The organism is Nocardia inohanensis NBRC 100128, assembly GCF_001612945.1.
Lineage (GTDB): Bacteria > Actinomycetota > Actinomycetes > Mycobacteriales > Mycobacteriaceae > Nocardia > Nocardia inohanensis.
The window spans coordinates 185,355-198,822 of the sequence record NZ_BDBK01000002.1; the positions used below are offsets into that span (position 1 = coordinate 185,355).

The 13,468-nt window shown below is 64.7% G+C and carries 16 protein-coding genes and 3 tRNA genes; 17 read left to right on the forward strand and 2 right to left on the reverse strand.

All coding sequences use genetic code 11. The annotated features are described in order from the left end of the window. The first annotated feature begins 26 nt into the window (after window positions 1–26). The 9 genes from NI1_RS07365 (at window position 27) to rplA (ending at window position 4,762) form a co-directional block, all read left to right on the forward strand. Window positions 27–99: transfer RNA gene (locus NI1_RS07365), tRNA-Thr, on the forward strand. 79 nt (window positions 100–178) lie between these two features. Then, window positions 179–251: transfer RNA gene (locus tag NI1_RS07370), tRNA-Met, on the forward strand. Between the two features lie 44 nt (window positions 252–295). Beyond that, entirely contained in the window at window positions 296–466 is a 171-nt protein-coding gene (gene rpmG / locus NI1_RS07375) for a 50S ribosomal protein L33 (protein ID WP_029925945.1), read from the forward strand. A gap of 199 nt (window positions 467–665) precedes the next feature. Next, window positions 666–1,724 carry a fused (3R)-hydroxyacyl-ACP dehydratase subunits HadA/HadB gene (locus tag NI1_RS07380; RefSeq protein ID WP_067817868.1) on the forward strand — a complete coding sequence of 353 codons (1,059 nt, stop codon included), beginning with the start codon at window positions 666–668 and terminating at the stop codon, window positions 1,722–1,724. 244 nt (window positions 1,725–1,968) lie between these two features. After that, window positions 1,969–2,041, forward strand: a tRNA-Trp gene (locus tag NI1_RS07385). Window positions 2,042–2,070: 29 nt separating this feature from the next. Continuing rightward, window positions 2,071–2,460, forward strand: coding sequence for a preprotein translocase subunit SecE (gene secE / locus NI1_RS07390; RefSeq protein WP_067815972.1), 390 nt, complete (start codon window positions 2,071–2,073; stop codon window positions 2,458–2,460). A 119-nt stretch (window positions 2,461–2,579) separates the two neighbouring features. Further along, a complete protein-coding gene (gene nusG / locus NI1_RS07395; protein WP_067815975.1) occupies window positions 2,580–3,377 on the forward strand; it encodes a transcription termination/antitermination protein NusG in 798 nt (265 codons plus the stop codon). 168 nt (window positions 3,378–3,545) lie between these two features. Beyond that, on the forward strand, window positions 3,546–3,980 hold the full coding sequence (gene rplK / locus NI1_RS07400; RefSeq protein ID WP_067716510.1) for a 50S ribosomal protein L11: 435 nt from the start codon (window positions 3,546–3,548) through the stop codon (window positions 3,978–3,980). A 71-nt stretch (window positions 3,981–4,051) separates the two neighbouring features. Further along, window positions 4,052–4,762 (forward strand): 50S ribosomal protein L1, encoded by a 711-nt coding sequence (gene rplA, locus NI1_RS07405; protein WP_067815978.1) that lies wholly within the window; start codon window positions 4,052–4,054, stop codon window positions 4,760–4,762. 85 nt (window positions 4,763–4,847) lie between these two features. On the opposite strand, the gene NI1_RS07410 is transcribed toward rplA, so the two are convergent. After that, window positions 4,848–5,120, reverse strand: a complete 273-nt coding sequence (locus tag NI1_RS07410) for a hypothetical protein (protein WP_157535000.1) — start codon at window positions 5,118–5,120, stop codon at window positions 4,848–4,850. Between the two features lie 111 nt (window positions 5,121–5,231). Beyond that, complete coding sequence (locus NI1_RS07415; protein WP_067815983.1) at window positions 5,232–5,549, reverse strand: hypothetical protein; 318 nt, start codon at window positions 5,547–5,549, stop codon at window positions 5,232–5,234. A gap of 382 nt (window positions 5,550–5,931) precedes the next feature. Between NI1_RS07415 and rplJ the strand changes: the two genes are divergently transcribed. The 8 genes from rplJ (at window position 5,932) to NI1_RS07455 (ending at window position 13,466) form a co-directional block, all read left to right on the forward strand. Continuing rightward, complete coding sequence (rplJ, locus tag NI1_RS07420) at window positions 5,932–6,492, forward strand: 50S ribosomal protein L10 (protein WP_067815986.1); 561 nt, start codon at window positions 5,932–5,934, stop codon at window positions 6,490–6,492. Between the two features lie 63 nt (window positions 6,493–6,555). After that, entirely contained in the window at window positions 6,556–6,933 is a 378-nt protein-coding gene (gene rplL, locus NI1_RS07425) for a 50S ribosomal protein L7/L12 (protein WP_067815988.1), read from the forward strand. Window positions 6,934–7,290: 357 nt separating this feature from the next. Continuing rightward, the gene (locus tag NI1_RS07430; protein ID WP_174564460.1) at window positions 7,291–8,349 is read left to right on the forward strand and encodes an ABC transporter ATP-binding protein; all 1,059 of its coding nucleotides are present in this window, start codon (window positions 7,291–7,293) and stop codon (window positions 8,347–8,349) included. Window positions 8,350–8,359: 10 nt separating this feature from the next. Then, on the forward strand, window positions 8,360–9,154 hold the full coding sequence (locus tag NI1_RS07435; RefSeq protein WP_067815994.1) for an MlaE family ABC transporter permease: 795 nt from the start codon (window positions 8,360–8,362) through the stop codon (window positions 9,152–9,154). A 3-nt stretch (window positions 9,155–9,157) separates the two neighbouring features. Further along, on the forward strand, window positions 9,158–10,024 hold the full coding sequence (locus NI1_RS07440) for an MlaE family ABC transporter permease (protein ID WP_067815997.1): 867 nt from the start codon (window positions 9,158–9,160) through the stop codon (window positions 10,022–10,024). Further along, a complete protein-coding gene (locus NI1_RS07445) occupies window positions 10,021–11,373 on the forward strand; it encodes an MCE family protein (RefSeq protein ID WP_067817871.1) in 1,353 nt (450 codons plus the stop codon). Before NI1_RS07440 ends, NI1_RS07445 begins: the two co-directional genes overlap by 4 nt. Further along, window positions 11,370–12,458, forward strand: a complete 1,089-nt coding sequence (locus NI1_RS07450) for an MCE family protein (protein ID WP_174564461.1) — start codon at window positions 11,370–11,372, stop codon at window positions 12,456–12,458. Before NI1_RS07445 ends, NI1_RS07450 begins: the two co-directional genes overlap by 4 nt. After that, window positions 12,459–13,466, forward strand: a complete 1,008-nt coding sequence (locus NI1_RS07455) for an MCE family protein (RefSeq protein WP_067816000.1) — start codon at window positions 12,459–12,461, stop codon at window positions 13,464–13,466. Window positions 13,467–13,468 lie beyond the last annotated feature (2 nt).

The following is a 13,468-nucleotide window of genomic DNA, read 5'->3' on the forward strand; positions in this document are numbered from 1 at the left end:
GTCCTGGACCGGAGCAAGACAGACACGCCCCCTTAGCTCAGTCGGCAGAGCGTTTCCATGGTAAGGAAAAGGTCAACGGTTCGATTCCGTTAGGGGGCTCGCCGGATTGCCGGTGGTGACCGACTCGGCTTCTCGTGCAGGACCCGGGACTTTCCCCGCCGTCTAGTCCGCACATGATGGCGGTGTAGCTCAGTCGGTAGAGCAAACGACTCATAATCGTTGTGTCGCCGGTTCAAGTCCGGCCATCGCTACATATCTGATATTCCCATCAGGCTGTCCGGAAGGAAGGCAAATCGTGGCCGCGAAGTCCACTGATATCCGGCCAAAGATCACCTTGGCCTGCGAGCAGTGCAAGCACCGTAACTACATCACCAAGAAGAACCGGCGTAACGACCCGGACCGCCTGGAGCTGAAGAAGTTCTGCCCCAACTGCGGTACGCACCGGGCGCATCGCGAATCCCGCTAACTTAAACCCGCGCGCTCTACCGCGTGGAAGAAGTGCCGGATCGGTAAGCTGCTTCGTCCCCCACACAAAGGGACAGTGGCCCCGGTCCGGCACTTGGCGTATATAGCGGTGGTTCAGCGCTCCGCCGATTCCGGGTCCGGGATCAGATAAGGGACTTCCTGCCGTGACGATCAACACCGAGATTGACACCGAGGTCGAAATGATCGAAGAAGCCGAAGCGGCTTTCGATCCCGCTGCCCACGCCGCCGCCATGGTCGGCCATCACTACCGAGTCGACGACTACTACGAAGTCGGCCGCGAGAAGGTGCGTGAGTACGCCCGCGCCGTGCAGGACTACCACCCGGTGCACTGGGACGAGAGCATCGCCCGGGAGTACGGCTACGACGGCCTGGTGGCTCCGCTCACCTTCATCTCCCTGGTCGGGATCCTGGCCCAGCGCAAGCTCTTCGAGCAGATCGTCACCGGCTACGACCTGAGCCAGATCATGCAGACCGATCAGATCCTGGAGTTCCACCGCCCCATCAAGGCCGGTGACCAGCTCTCCTGCATCGTCTACCTGCACTCGTTCCGGCAGGCGTTCGGCGGCGACATCATCGTCACCCGCAACGACGTGGTCGCGCAGAACGACGAGCTGGTGCTCACCACCTACACCACCCTCATCGGCCGCAGCGGCGGTGACATCGATCCCAATATCGGTGACGCCGTGCGCAATGTGCTCATGCACGGTGTCGGCCCGGACGAGGCGCCCGCGCACTCCCCGCGCGAGGAGGCCAACCCGGTGACCGCGGATCCGGAACCGGTGAAGCCGAGCACCGGCTCCATCGTGGCGAGCAAGCATGCCGTCCGCTTCGAGGATGTGACCGTCGGCCAGGAGCTGCCCGCGCGTGTGGTGAAGCTGACCCGCGGCGATCTGGTGAACTACGCCGGCGTCTCCGGCGACGCCAACCCGATCCACTGGAGCGACGATGTCGTGAAGCTGGTCGGCCTGGAAAACGTTGTGGCGCACGGCATGCTGACCATGGGCCTGGGCGGCGGCTTCGTCACCTCGTGGCTCGGCGACCCGGGTGCGGTCAAGGAGTACAACGTTCGCTTCACCAGCCCGGTCTACGTCCCGGTGGATCGCCCGGCGGAGATCGAATACACCGGCAAGGTGAAGTCCGTGGACGCCGAGAACCGGACCGCGGTCATCGCCATCGTGGCGAAGTCGGAGGGGCGCAAGATCTTCGGTCGCGCCACCGCCACCGTGCAACTCGGCTGAGACGTCCGTCAGTCAGTCATTCCGGCATGCTTTCAGCCGGAATCCACCGTGGATCCCGGCTGAAAGCATGCCGGGATGACGGAGATGGCCCCGATTCGCGATTGCCGAGTCGTGTACCGTAGACTCGGCAGTCTGGGGTCACCAGCCGATGCGCGCTGCTCCGAGGAGCGGCGCGTATGTTGTGTGAAGACCAGGTTGTATAACTGAATAGAACAGTGGCCGAACCGATCGATGGTTCAGCCGAAGGGGCGTAGCTCAACTGGCAGAGCAGCGGTCTCCAAAACCGCAGGTTGCAGGTTCAAGTCCTGTCGCCCCTGCCCTATGCCGGCGACGAGAGAGGATCGACGTGAGCGACGAGCGGGATACTCGCCACGGCGCGCATGCCGAAGACGGCGATGACACCGCGGTGGCTCGGCCGAGCGGTAAGCGCACCGCCCGGCGGTCACGCACCGCGTCGTCCGCCGCGACTGTCGCGGTAGCCGATCGGCCCTCGTCGACGACGAAGGCAGACAAGAAGTCCGGCAAGGCCGGCCGCAGCGGTACGGGCAATCCGTTCAAGCGCCTGGTGAAGTTCCTCAAGGAAGTTATTTCCGAACTTCGCAAGGTGATCTGGCCCAACCGCAAGCAGATGGTCACCTATACGAGCGTTGTTCTGGTGTTCGTGATCTTCATGGTCGCGTTCATCAGCGGGTTGGATCTGGCGTTCATCAAGGGTGTCAACTGGCTGTTCGGCTAGCTGACCGTCGGCGCTGGTTCACCGTCCCTCGTGCAGAGGCGTAGGGGCGGACCATCCGTCGGGGTGTATTCCCCCGGCGCGCAAAGGATTACGTGACGACAAGGAAGGCGAGTGCCCCAGTGAGCACCCCGGAGAACGGTACGACCGACGAGTTCGAGATCGACGAGACGGTGGCAGAGGCCGCCGCCGACGCCGACGACTTGGTGGACTCCGACGCCTCCGTGGATGCCGAAGAGGACGAGCCCGCACAGCCCGAGGCCGAGCTTTCCGAGCCCGCCGAGCCGCTGGACCCCGTCGCCGAGATGACCGCCGCGCTGCGTCGCGCCCCCGGTGACTGGTACGTCATCCACTCTTACGCCGGTTACGAGAACAAGGTGAAGACCAATCTCGAGACCCGCGTGCAGAACCTCGGTCTCGAGGACTACATCTTCCAGGTCGAGGTGCCGACCGAAGAGGTCACCGAGATCAAGAACGGTCAGCGCAAGAACGTCAACCGCAAGGTGCTGCCGGGCTACATCCTGGTCCGGATGGAGCTGAACGACGAGTCCTGGGGTGCGGTTCGCAACACCCCCGGCGTCACCGGTTTCGTCGGCGCCACCTCGCGTCCGTCGCCGCTGACCATCGCCGATGTGGTGAAGTTCCTGGTCCCGGCCGCGCAGCAGAAGAAGGCCGCCGCGCCGGCCGCCGCTGCCGCCGCGGGTGGCGAGACCTCGGGCGAGACCCCGATCGTGAAGCCGACCATCGAGGTCGATTTCGAGGTCGGCGAGTCCGTGACCGTGATGGACGGCCCGTTCGCGACGCTGCCGGCCAGCATCTCCGAGGTCAATGCCGAGCAGCAGAAGCTCAAGGTGCTGGTCTCGATCTTCGGTCGCGAGACCCCGGTGGAACTCGCGTTCACGCAGGTCGCCAAGATTTAATCGCGTCGAGGCGGTGGCCCGGGTTCGCCCCGGTGTCACCGCCTTTTTCGCGTTCACATAGACTTGTCGGGTTGTGCCTAGGCGCTTTCGGCTCTCGCCGGAGGTCCGGGCGCAAGTCCCTGAGAAGGCTTACGGGATTCCGTAAGGAACCTAAACCAAGGAAGAAAGATGCCCCCGAAGAAGAAGAAGGTCGCTGGGCTCATCAAGCTCCAGATCCAGGCCGGTGCCGCCAACCCGGCTCCGCCCGTGGGTCCGGCGCTGGGTCAGCACGGCGTCAACATCATGGAGTTCTGCAAGGCGTACAACGCGGCGACCGAGTCGCAGCGTGGCAACGTCATCCCGGTCGAGATCACGGTCTACGAAGACCGCTCGTTCGACTTCAAGCTGAAGACGCCGCCCGCCGCGCGTCTGCTGCTGAAGGCCGCCGGTGTGCAGAAGGGCTCCGCCGAGCCGCACCGCAACAAGGTCGCGCAGGTCACCATGGATCAGATCCGTGAGATCGCCAAGACCAAGCAGGAAGACCTCAACGCCAACGACATCGACGCCGCGGCGAAGATCATCGCTGGTACCGCCCGCTCGATGGGTATCACCATCGCGGAGTAAGAGCCTTCCGGCTCTCGTGGGAGGGACGGCCAGTCCCGCACCACTTCTGACTTAGACAAGGACAGAGAATCATGGCAAAACGAAGCAAGGCTTATCTCGAGGCGGCCGCCAAGGTCGACAAGAGCGCGCTGTACGCCCCGCTGGCCGCTGTGCGGCTCGCGAAGGAGACCGCCACCACCAAGACCGACGCGACCGTCGAGGTCGCCGTTCGCCTGGGTGTCGATCCCCGTAAGGCCGACCAGATGGTCCGCGGCACCGTCAACCTGCCGCACGGCACTGGTAAGACCGCCCGCGTCATCGTGTTCGCGGTCGGCGACAAGGCCGCCGAGGCCGAGGCCGCCGGCGCCGACGCCGTGGGCGCCGAGGACCTGATCGAGCGCATCCAGGGCGGCTGGCTGGACTTCGACGCCGCCATCGCCACCCCGGATCAGATGGCCAAGGTCGGTCGTATCGCTCGCGTGCTGGGCCCGCGTGGCCTGATGCCGAACCCGAAGACCGGCACCGTCACCCCCGATGTGACCAAGGCCGTCAACGACATCAAGGGCGGCAAGATCAACTTCCGCGTCGACAAGCAGGCCAACCTGCACTTCGTGATCGGCAAGGCTTCCTTCGACGAGAAGAAGCTGGCCGAGAACTACGGCGCCGCGTTCGACGAGATCCTGCGCGTCAAGCCCTCCACCGCGAAGGGCCGCTACGTCAAGAAGGTGACGTTCTCGACCAACACCGGACCGGGCATCCCGGTGGATCCGAACCGCACCCGCAACTTCGCCGAAGAAGACTGAGAGTCTCTTCGCGACTTGCGTAGCAACGCATAGCAAGAACGAGGGCCGGCACGCTGACGCGTGCCGGCCCTTCGCTTTTCCCGTCTCAGGAACCCGAGCCGAGCTCGGCGCTGCCGCTGGCGAGGCTTTGCAGGGCCAGGCACACCGGCCGGGTATCGGGCTGGCTGCTACCCCAGATACCGCAAATGGCGAGGTAGATGAATCCGATCGGCATGGCCAGCACCTGGCCGGAGCCGGAGCTGGCCACCGGCTGCGGCGCCGACGCCGGTGCGGCCTGGGCCGCGGGCGCCGCCGCGACGCCGGCGATGGCCGCGGAAAGCATCACGGCAGCAAGGGATTTGGTGAGCATTCGGCTCATAGGGGAGCACCTCCATGTCTGATGCGTCGGACCCTACCGAGATATCCCCATTTTGAAATACCTAGATTTTAGAGTCTGTCGTCCCCGAAGATTCGATGGCACGGTGCCGGTCTACGGCTCCACCCGGCTCCAGAACTCCGCCGGAATCCCGGCCTCCTTGTGCAACCAGCGTCCGGGATCGCGAAGTTCGTTGCTGGAGAACGACTCTCGCAGCGCGTCGAGGATGTCCATATCCGTATCCACCCCGAGCCGGGCCTTGATCATCGAGAAGGTGGAGCTGGAAAACGCCCAGGCCCATTCGTATTCGCTGTATGGGCCGCCCAGATCCTGGCCGTCGATGATGAGATCGCCCCGGTCGTTGAGACGAGCGCCCACGAACCAGCCGTTCACCGCGACCAGGCTGACCTTGCGCCCGTTCGGTTCCGTCATTCCGGACTTGTATCACACGTCGCCGCCCGGTGGCGCGGGGTTTCCGGGGCGGGACCCGCGGTGGGGCAGCGGCGTCGGAACCCCCGTTTTGGTGGATAGATGCGGGTCCGCTATATTGGTCGACGGTCATTGATTTCGTTCGGTGATCAACCCAAATCGTTCTACCGAAGACCGTTGGTTGCTGCCCTCCGGGTAGTCGAAGGTCCGGCGATATTGCCGGCGGCCCACGCAGGGAGAGCCGAGGTCGGGAAACCTGCGAGAAATCGCGTTTCTTGTGCGCCCCGGGACCACCTTGCGTCCGGGGCGTTTGCTTTGTCGCCGGCCCCTGTGGCGGAACTCGGTAGTTCATACGAGAACCGACCATCCAGAGAGGAGGCGAAGTATGGCAAAGGCTGAGAAGGTCACCGCGGTTGCGGAGATCACTGAGCAGTTCAAGGCGTCCACGGCGACTGTTGTCACGGAATACCGTGGCCTGTCGGTCGGCAAGATCACTGAACTGCGTCGTGCGCTCGGTGCGAACGCTACCTACTCCGTCGCCAAGAACACCCTGGTCAAGCGTGCCGCCGCTGAGGCGGGCGTGGAAGGCCTGGATGACTTGTTCGTCGGTCCGACCGCCATCACCTTCATTACGGGTGAGCCGGTCGACGCCGCGAAGGCGCTGAAGGCGTTCGCCAAGGACAACAAGGCGCTGATCATCAAGGGCGGCTACATGGACGGCGCTGCGCTGTCCGTGTCCGAGGTCGAGCGCATCGCCGACCTCGAGTCGCGCGAGGTGCTGCTGGCCAAGCTGGCCGGCGCCATGAAGGGCAACCTGTCGAAGGCTGCCGGGCTGTTCGCCGCCCCGGCCTCGCAGATCGCCCGTCTGGCCGCGGCCCTGGAGGAGAAGAAGCGCGCCGAAGGTGGCGCTGCCGAGGCTGCTCCGGCTGCTGTCGACGCCGAGTAATAAACCACCCCAAAACTTTTCGTCGTCGCTCGCGCGAGGATGAACTACCGAAAGGAAATATCAATGGCCAACGTTGATGAGCTGCTCGAGACCTTCGCCGGCATGACCCTGCTGGAGCTGTCCGAGTTCGTGAAGGCGTTCGAGGACAAGTTCGAGGTCACCGCTGCCGCTCCGGTCGCCGTTGCCGTCGCCGGTGGCGCTGCTCCGGCCGAGGCCGCCGAAGAGCAGGACGAGTTCGACGTGATCCTGGAGTCGGCTGGCGACAAGAAGATCCAGGTCATCAAGGTCGTGCGTGAGATCGTCTCCGGCCTGGGCCTGAAGGAAGCCAAGGACCTGGTCGAGGGCGCCCCGAAGCCGATCCTGGAGAAGGTCGCCAAGGATGCCGCCGAGGCCGCCAAGGCGAAGCTCGAAGAGGCCGGCGCCAAGATCACCGTCAAGTAAGACGGTGTGAGCTCAGTCGGGGGCTACGCCCCCGACACCCCCGGACGGGGAGGTTCGTGGGGGCTTCGCCCCCACACCCCCTGGAGGGGGAGGCCCCCGCGGGGCTTTGCCCCGCGACCTGATGTACGAAAAGGCGGTTCCCTTTGGGGGACCGCCTTTTTCGCGTATTCGGGAGTTGTAATCTGCCCGTTATTCGCAACTCGATGCGAATGTTTCTACTGGCGAGTCAGGTCCCGGTGTCCGAGACGGGGCTTATGCGATACAGTGACCGAACCTACTGTGACGCGCCACACCGCGCGTTCAGTTAACGAGTGGTCGCCGCAGTAGTGCGCTCGTCTGAGAATTGTGGAGGTTGGCGTGGGCGTCGAGGTCAGGACCGAGGGCATCACCAAGTCGTTCGGTTCGCAACGAATTTGGCAGGATGTCACTCTGACCCTGCCGTCGGGGGAAGTCAGTGCGTTGCTCGGCCCCTCCGGTACCGGTAAATCCGTGTTCCTGAAGTCTTTGATCGGTCTGCTGCGCCCCGAGAAGGGCTCGATCTACATCGACGGCACCGACATCACCACCTGCTCCAACAAGGAGCTCTACGAGATCCGGAAGCTGTTCGGCGTCCTCTTCCAGGACGGCGCGCTCTTCGGCTCGATGAACCTGTTCGACAATGTGGCCTTCCCGTTGCGCGAGCACACCAAGAAGAGCGAATCCGAGATCAAGAAGATCGTCATGGAGAAGCTCGAGCTGACCGGTCTGCTCGGCGCCGAGGGCAAGCTGCCCGGTGAGATCTCCGGCGGTATGCGCAAGCGTGCCGGCCTGGCCCGCGCGCTGGTGCTGGACCCGCAGATCATCCTCGTCGACGAGCCCGACTCCGGTCTGGATCCCGTTCGTACGACCTATCTTTCGCAGCTGTTGATCGATATCAACGCGCAGATCGACGCGACGATCCTGATCGTCACGCACAACATCAACCTGGCCCGTTCGGTGCCGGACAACATCGGCATGCTGTTCCGCCGGAACCTGGTCATGTTCGGCCCCCGCGAGGTGCTGCTCACCTCGGAGGAGCCGGTGGTCAAGCAGTTCCTCAACGGCCGCATGCAGGGCCCCATCGGTATGTCCGAGGAGAAGGACGAAGCCCAGATGGCCCGCGAGCAGGCCATGTTCGACTCGGGTCACCACGCCGGTGGCGCCGAAGAGGTCGAGGGCATCATCCCGCAGATGCGGGCGCAGCCGGGCATGCCGGTGCGGCAGGCGGTGCACCGTCGCCGTGAGCGCGTGCGCCAGATTCTGCACACCCTGCCGCCCGCCGCGCAGGAGGCGATTCGCGAGTCGATGGAGACCAACGGCGACGACGACACGCAGGTGATTCCCGCCTACCAGGGCTCGTACGACACCACGGTTCGACAGAACCTGACTAACGGGTAACATACGCGGCGTGAATCAAACCCTGACACGACTGCGCACCCCGGTCGAGTCGGGTCTTGCCCAGGCCGGCAACGTCTTCGCACTCCTTCTGGACGTAGTCCGTAAGACGTTCCGCCGGCCCTTCCAGTTCCGTGAGTTCATCGAGCAGTCGTGGTTCATCGCGTCTGTCTCGATCCTCCCGGCCGCGCTGGTGGCAATCCCGTTCGGCGCCGTGGTCGCTTTGCAGACCGGCTCCCTCATCAAGCAGCTCGGCGCCGAGAACTTCACCGGCGCCACCAGTGTTCTCGCAACCGTTCAGCAAGCGGCACCCGTGGTGACCGCTCTGATCATCGCGGGCGCAGCCGGTTCCGCGGTCGCCGCGGATCTCGGCTCGCGCACCATTCGCGAGGAGATCGACGCCATGGAGGTCCTCGGCATCGATCCCATTCAGCGCCTGGTGGTTCCGCGTGTGCTCGGCATGATGCTGGTCGCGCTGCTGCTCAACGGACTCGTCTCCGTGGTCGGCATCATGGGCGGCTACGGCTTCAACGTACTGCTGCAAGGCGGTACTCCCGGTGCGTATCTGGCGTCCTTCTCGGCGCTGGCGCAGCTGCCGGACCTCTGGATCGGCGAGCTGAAGGCTTTGATCTTCGGGCTCGTGGCGGGTGTCATCGCGGCCTATAAGGGGCTGCATCCCAAGGGGGGACCGAAGGGAGTGGGCGACGCGGTGAATCAATCCGTGGTGATCTCGTTCCTTACGCTTTTCTTCCTGAATCTGATCCTGACCCTGATTTATCTTCAGGTCGTCCCCGCAAAGGGCGCGTGATCCATGGTTGTTTCGCAGCGCACCACCGTTATCACCCGGTCGGCGCGCCGGGTGACCGGTGCCCTCAAAGCGCCGGTGCGCCTGGTCGACCGAGCCGGCGACCAGATGTCGTTCTATTCGCGAGCCATCGCCTGGATTCCGCGAACCGTCGTGCATTACCGCAAGGAAGTCATGCGGCTGCTGGCCGAAGTGACTTTCGGTTCGGGTGCCTTGGCGGTCATCGGCGGCACCATCGGCGTGATCGTCTTCATGTCGGCGTCGGTCGGCGTGGTCGTCGGATTGCAGGGCTTCAAGGCCCTCGACGCCCTCGGCTCCGGAGTGCTCACCGGCTTCCTGACCGGGTACATCAATACCCGTGAGCTCGCGCCTCTGGTTGCGGCGCTGGCGCTTTCGGCGACGGTGGGCTGTGGTTTCACCGCCCAGCTGGGCGCGATGCGGATCTCCGAGGAGATCGACGCGCTCGAGGTGATGGCGGTGCCGTCGGTGCCGTTCCTGGTCACCAGCCGCGTCATCGCCGGATTCGTCGCGGTCATTCCGCTGTACGTGGTCGGCCTGCTCGGCACATATGTGGCCTCACGATTGATCAGTATTTATTTCAACGGTCAATCCAGCGGTTCCTACGACCACTATTTCCAACTCTTCCTGCCACCCGAGGACGTCGTCTATTCGTTCCTCAAGGTGCTGGTCTTCGCATTCGTCATCATCCTGGTGCACTGCTACTACGGCTTCAATGCCAGTGGCGGCCCGGCGGGCGTCGGCGTGGCCGTGGGCCGCGCGGTGCGCGCCGCCATCGTGCTGATCAACGTGCTCGATTTCTTCCTGTCCCTGGCCATTTGGGGCACGACCACGACGGTGCGGGTGGCCGGATGACGAACCCCGAGCGCGTGCAGTTCTGGCGCAAGACCGAGAAGCTGCGCAGCCGGACCCTCGGCGTGCTCTTCTTCGTGGTGGTGGCGCTGTTCCTGTGGACCACCATCGCCATCTACAACAAGCAGTTCGTGGACACCGTTCGCGTCAACCTGATCACCGACACCGTCGGCAATGCCCTCACCCGCAATGCGGACGTGAAGGTGCGCGGGGTGAATGTCGGTGAGCTGCGGTCCAGTTCGTACGACGGCAAGAACGTCACGCTGGACCTGGCCATCGATCCGGCCAAGGCCGATCAGATCCCGGCGAACGTCACCGCGCGACTGCTGCCCAAGACGCTCTTCGGTGAGCGCTACATCGACCTGGTGTGGCCGGAGAACCCGAGCGGGCACCTGAGCGCGGGCATGACCCTGCACCAGGACACCACCGGCAATGCCATCGAGGTCAGCCAGCTGCTCGACCACATCCTGCCGCTCTTGCAGGCGATTCCGCCGCAGTATCTCTCCTCCACCCTGGGCGCGCTCTCGCAGGCGTTGCAGGGGCAGGGCGCGGAGCTCGGCAAGACGGTGGACCGGCTGGACGAGATCTTCAAGCAGGTGAACACGGAACTGCCGACGTTGCAGGAGGATCTGCGGCTGTTCGCGGATGTCGCCGACACCTACTCCGATGCCGCCCCGCAGCTGGTGGACGCGCTGGACAACCTGCGCACCACCAATGCCACCATCGTGCAGAAGCGTTCGCAGATCGACACCATGCTCGCGGTGCTGACCCCCAGCTCCGCGACGCTGGCCGACTTCCTGCTCACCAACCGCGACAACATCATCGACGTGGCGGCGGATTCGCGGCCCGCGCTGGAGGCGCTGGCCAAGTACTCGCCCGGCTACACCTGCGCGCTGAAGAACTTCGCGCAGATGAAGCCGCGCATCGACGAATTGTTCGGCAAGGGCACGGATCTGCCGGGTTCGCGGGTGACCGTCGAGATCGTCAATACGCGCGGCCGCTACGTGCCCAATCAGGACGAGCCGCGCTGGTTCGATCCGCGTGGCGCCATGTGCATTCCGGAGTATCCGCTGAATGTCGATCCCGGCCAGTACACCAACGGGTCCGCCAATGACGGCTCCTACCAGCCGCCCAGCCGTACCCCCGGTGACATGGCCATCGGCTTGCAGCCGTCGCCGCAGTACCGGACCTACGGCCCGTACGACGTGACCACCGCCGGATCGAAGCAGGAGCAGCAGACCCTGGGCACCATCTACGGTGCGGCGCACGGTGTTTCGCCACAGCAGGTGCCGAGCTGGATCACCAAGATCGCGGCTCCGGCCTTCCGCGGCAGTGAGGTGAGCGTTCGATGAAGGATCTGCTGCGCGGCCTCGGCGGCACGCTGACCAAGCTGATCGCGTTCATCCTGGTGACGGTCGCCGCCACCACGGTGCTCGCGCTGACCATCGCCAATTACGGCGGCGGCGGCACCAAGTTCAATGCCCGGTTCACCGATGTGACCTCGCTGAACCCCGGTGACGAAGTGCGCATCGCGGGTGTGCGGGTCGGCAAGGTGAGCAAGGTGTCCATCGTGGACAAGCGCCTGGCCAATGTGGAATTCGAGATCACCGACCGCGATTGGCTGCCGGCCTCGACCACCGCGACCATCAAGTACCGGAACCTGGTGGGCCAGCGCTACATCGCGCTGGAGCAGGGCACCGGCCAGCAGGGGCGCAAGATCACCAAGGGCGCCACCATCCCGCTGGAGCGCACCACGCCCGCGCTGAACCTGACGGAGCTGTTCAACGGCTTCCGCCCGCTGTTCCAGACGCTGACGCCGGATGACGTGAACAAGCTGTCCTACAACATCATTCAGGTGTTCCAGGGCGAGTCGGGCACCATCACCGAGCTGGTGCGGAACACGGCCTCGCTGACCAACAAGATCGCCGACAAGGACGCGGTGATCGGTGCGGTCATCAAGAACCTGAATGCCGTGCTCGATGCCATCAACGCACGCGACGGGCAGCTCGACCAGCTCATCGTCAACACCGAGGCGCTGATCACCGGTCTGAACGCCGAGCGCGGCACCATCGGCTCGGCCGTCAGCTCGCTGGGCAATCTGGCCTCGGCCACCGCGGACCTGCTGGTGCCGGTGCGGCCGAACCTACAGGGCGCCATCGCGGGGCTGAACCAGCTGACCGGCACGCTCAACAGCCGCAAGGACGAGGTCGACGAGGGCCTGACCAACCTGCCCATCAAGATGGACAAGCTGGGTCGCGCCGCCTCCTACGGTTCCTGGTTCCAGTTCTATCTGTGCGGCATCGACATCGTCGCCGGGCCGGGCCTGCCGGATGCGCAGGGCCTGAATCTGCCTGCCGCCGTGGCGAATCTGCCGACGGTCAACCAGCCGATCTACACGAACCCGGCGCCGCGCTGCCACGGGAAGGGAGGCCGCTAGATGGACGACCGCATTGTGCTGGGCAAGCGCAGTCCGGCATTCATGGGCGGTATCGGCCTGCTGATGGTGGTGCTGGTGACGGTGTCCGCGTTCAGCCTGGACAAGCTGCCGATCATCGGCGCCGGCACCAAGTACACCGCCGAGTTCTCCGAGGCCGCGGGGCTGAAGAAGGGCAACGAGGTGCGCATCGCCGGCGTCAAGGTCGGCACCGTGCAGGACGTGAGCCTGGACGGCGACAAGGTGCTCGTCGGCTTCCGCACCCAGGACGCCTGGATCGGCGACGAGACCACCGCCTCCATCCAGATCAAGACGCTGCTCGGGCAGAAGTACCTGGCGCTGGATCCCAAGGGTGCGCACGCCGCGAATCCCTCGAAGGCGATTCCGTTGTCGCGCACCGTATCTCCCTACGACGTGGTGGACGCCTTCAGCGATGCCGCCCGCAATGTCGAGGAGACCGACACCGATCAGCTGGCGCAGTCGTTCAAGGTGCTGTCGCAGGCGTTCTCCGGGACGCCGCAGGAGCTGCGCGGCTCCATCGACGGCGTGGCGCGGCTCTCGGAGTCCCTCGCCAAGCGTGACGATCAACTCAAGCAGTTGTTCGCCGCCACCAAGAAGACCTCCAAGGTGCTCGCCGATCGCAATGCCGAATTCGAGCGGCTGCTGGCCAACGGCGGACAGCTGCTGGCCGAGCTGAACGTGCGGCAGTCGGCCATCTCGCAGCTGCTCACCGGCGCGAAAACCATTGCGGCCGAACTGTCCGCGCTGGTCGCCGACAACGAGGAGCAGATCGGCCCGGCGCTGACCAACCTGCGCAAGACCATCGAGATCCTCAACGACCATCAGGCCGATATCTCCAAGACGCTGACCCTCGCCGCCCCGTTCTACGGGCTGTACGCGAACGTGCTGGGCACCGGTCGCTGGTTCGACGCGGTGATCACCAACCTGATTCCGCCCGCGCTGCCCGAGATTCCGGGCGACCGCGCGCCGATTCGCAAGATGGGGAGCTGATC

Bases quoted from the DNA above. Each gene is read 5' to 3' on its own strand.
- NI1_RS07450 (WP_174564461.1), top strand. From the start codon at position 11,370: ATGAAGGATCTGCTGCGCGGCCTCGGCGGCACGCTGACCAAGCTGATC.
- NI1_RS07445 (WP_067817871.1), top strand. From the start codon at position 10,021: ATGACGAACCCCGAGCGCGTGCAGTTCTGGCGCAAGACCGAGAAGCTG.
- NI1_RS07380 (WP_067817868.1), top strand. From the start codon at position 666: ATGATCGAAGAAGCCGAAGCGGCTTTCGATCCCGCTGCCCACGCCGCC.
- rplJ (WP_067815986.1), top strand. From the start codon at position 5,932: ATGGCAAAGGCTGAGAAGGTCACCGCGGTTGCGGAGATCACTGAGCAG.
- rplL (WP_067815988.1), top strand. From the start codon at position 6,556: ATGGCCAACGTTGATGAGCTGCTCGAGACCTTCGCCGGCATGACCCTG.
- NI1_RS07455 (WP_067816000.1), top strand. From the start codon at position 12,459: ATGGACGACCGCATTGTGCTGGGCAAGCGCAGTCCGGCATTCATGGGC.
- rplK (WP_067716510.1), top strand. From the start codon at position 3,546: ATGCCCCCGAAGAAGAAGAAGGTCGCTGGGCTCATCAAGCTCCAGATC.
- NI1_RS07440 (WP_067815997.1), top strand. From the start codon at position 9,158: ATGGTTGTTTCGCAGCGCACCACCGTTATCACCCGGTCGGCGCGCCGG.
- rplA (WP_067815978.1), top strand. From the start codon at position 4,052: ATGGCAAAACGAAGCAAGGCTTATCTCGAGGCGGCCGCCAAGGTCGAC.
- NI1_RS07410 (WP_157535000.1), bottom strand. From the start codon at position 5,120: ATGAGCCGAATGCTCACCAAATCCCTTGCTGCCGTGATGCTTTCCGCG.
- NI1_RS07415 (WP_067815983.1), bottom strand. From the start codon at position 5,549: ATGACGGAACCGAACGGGCGCAAGGTCAGCCTGGTCGCGGTGAACGGC.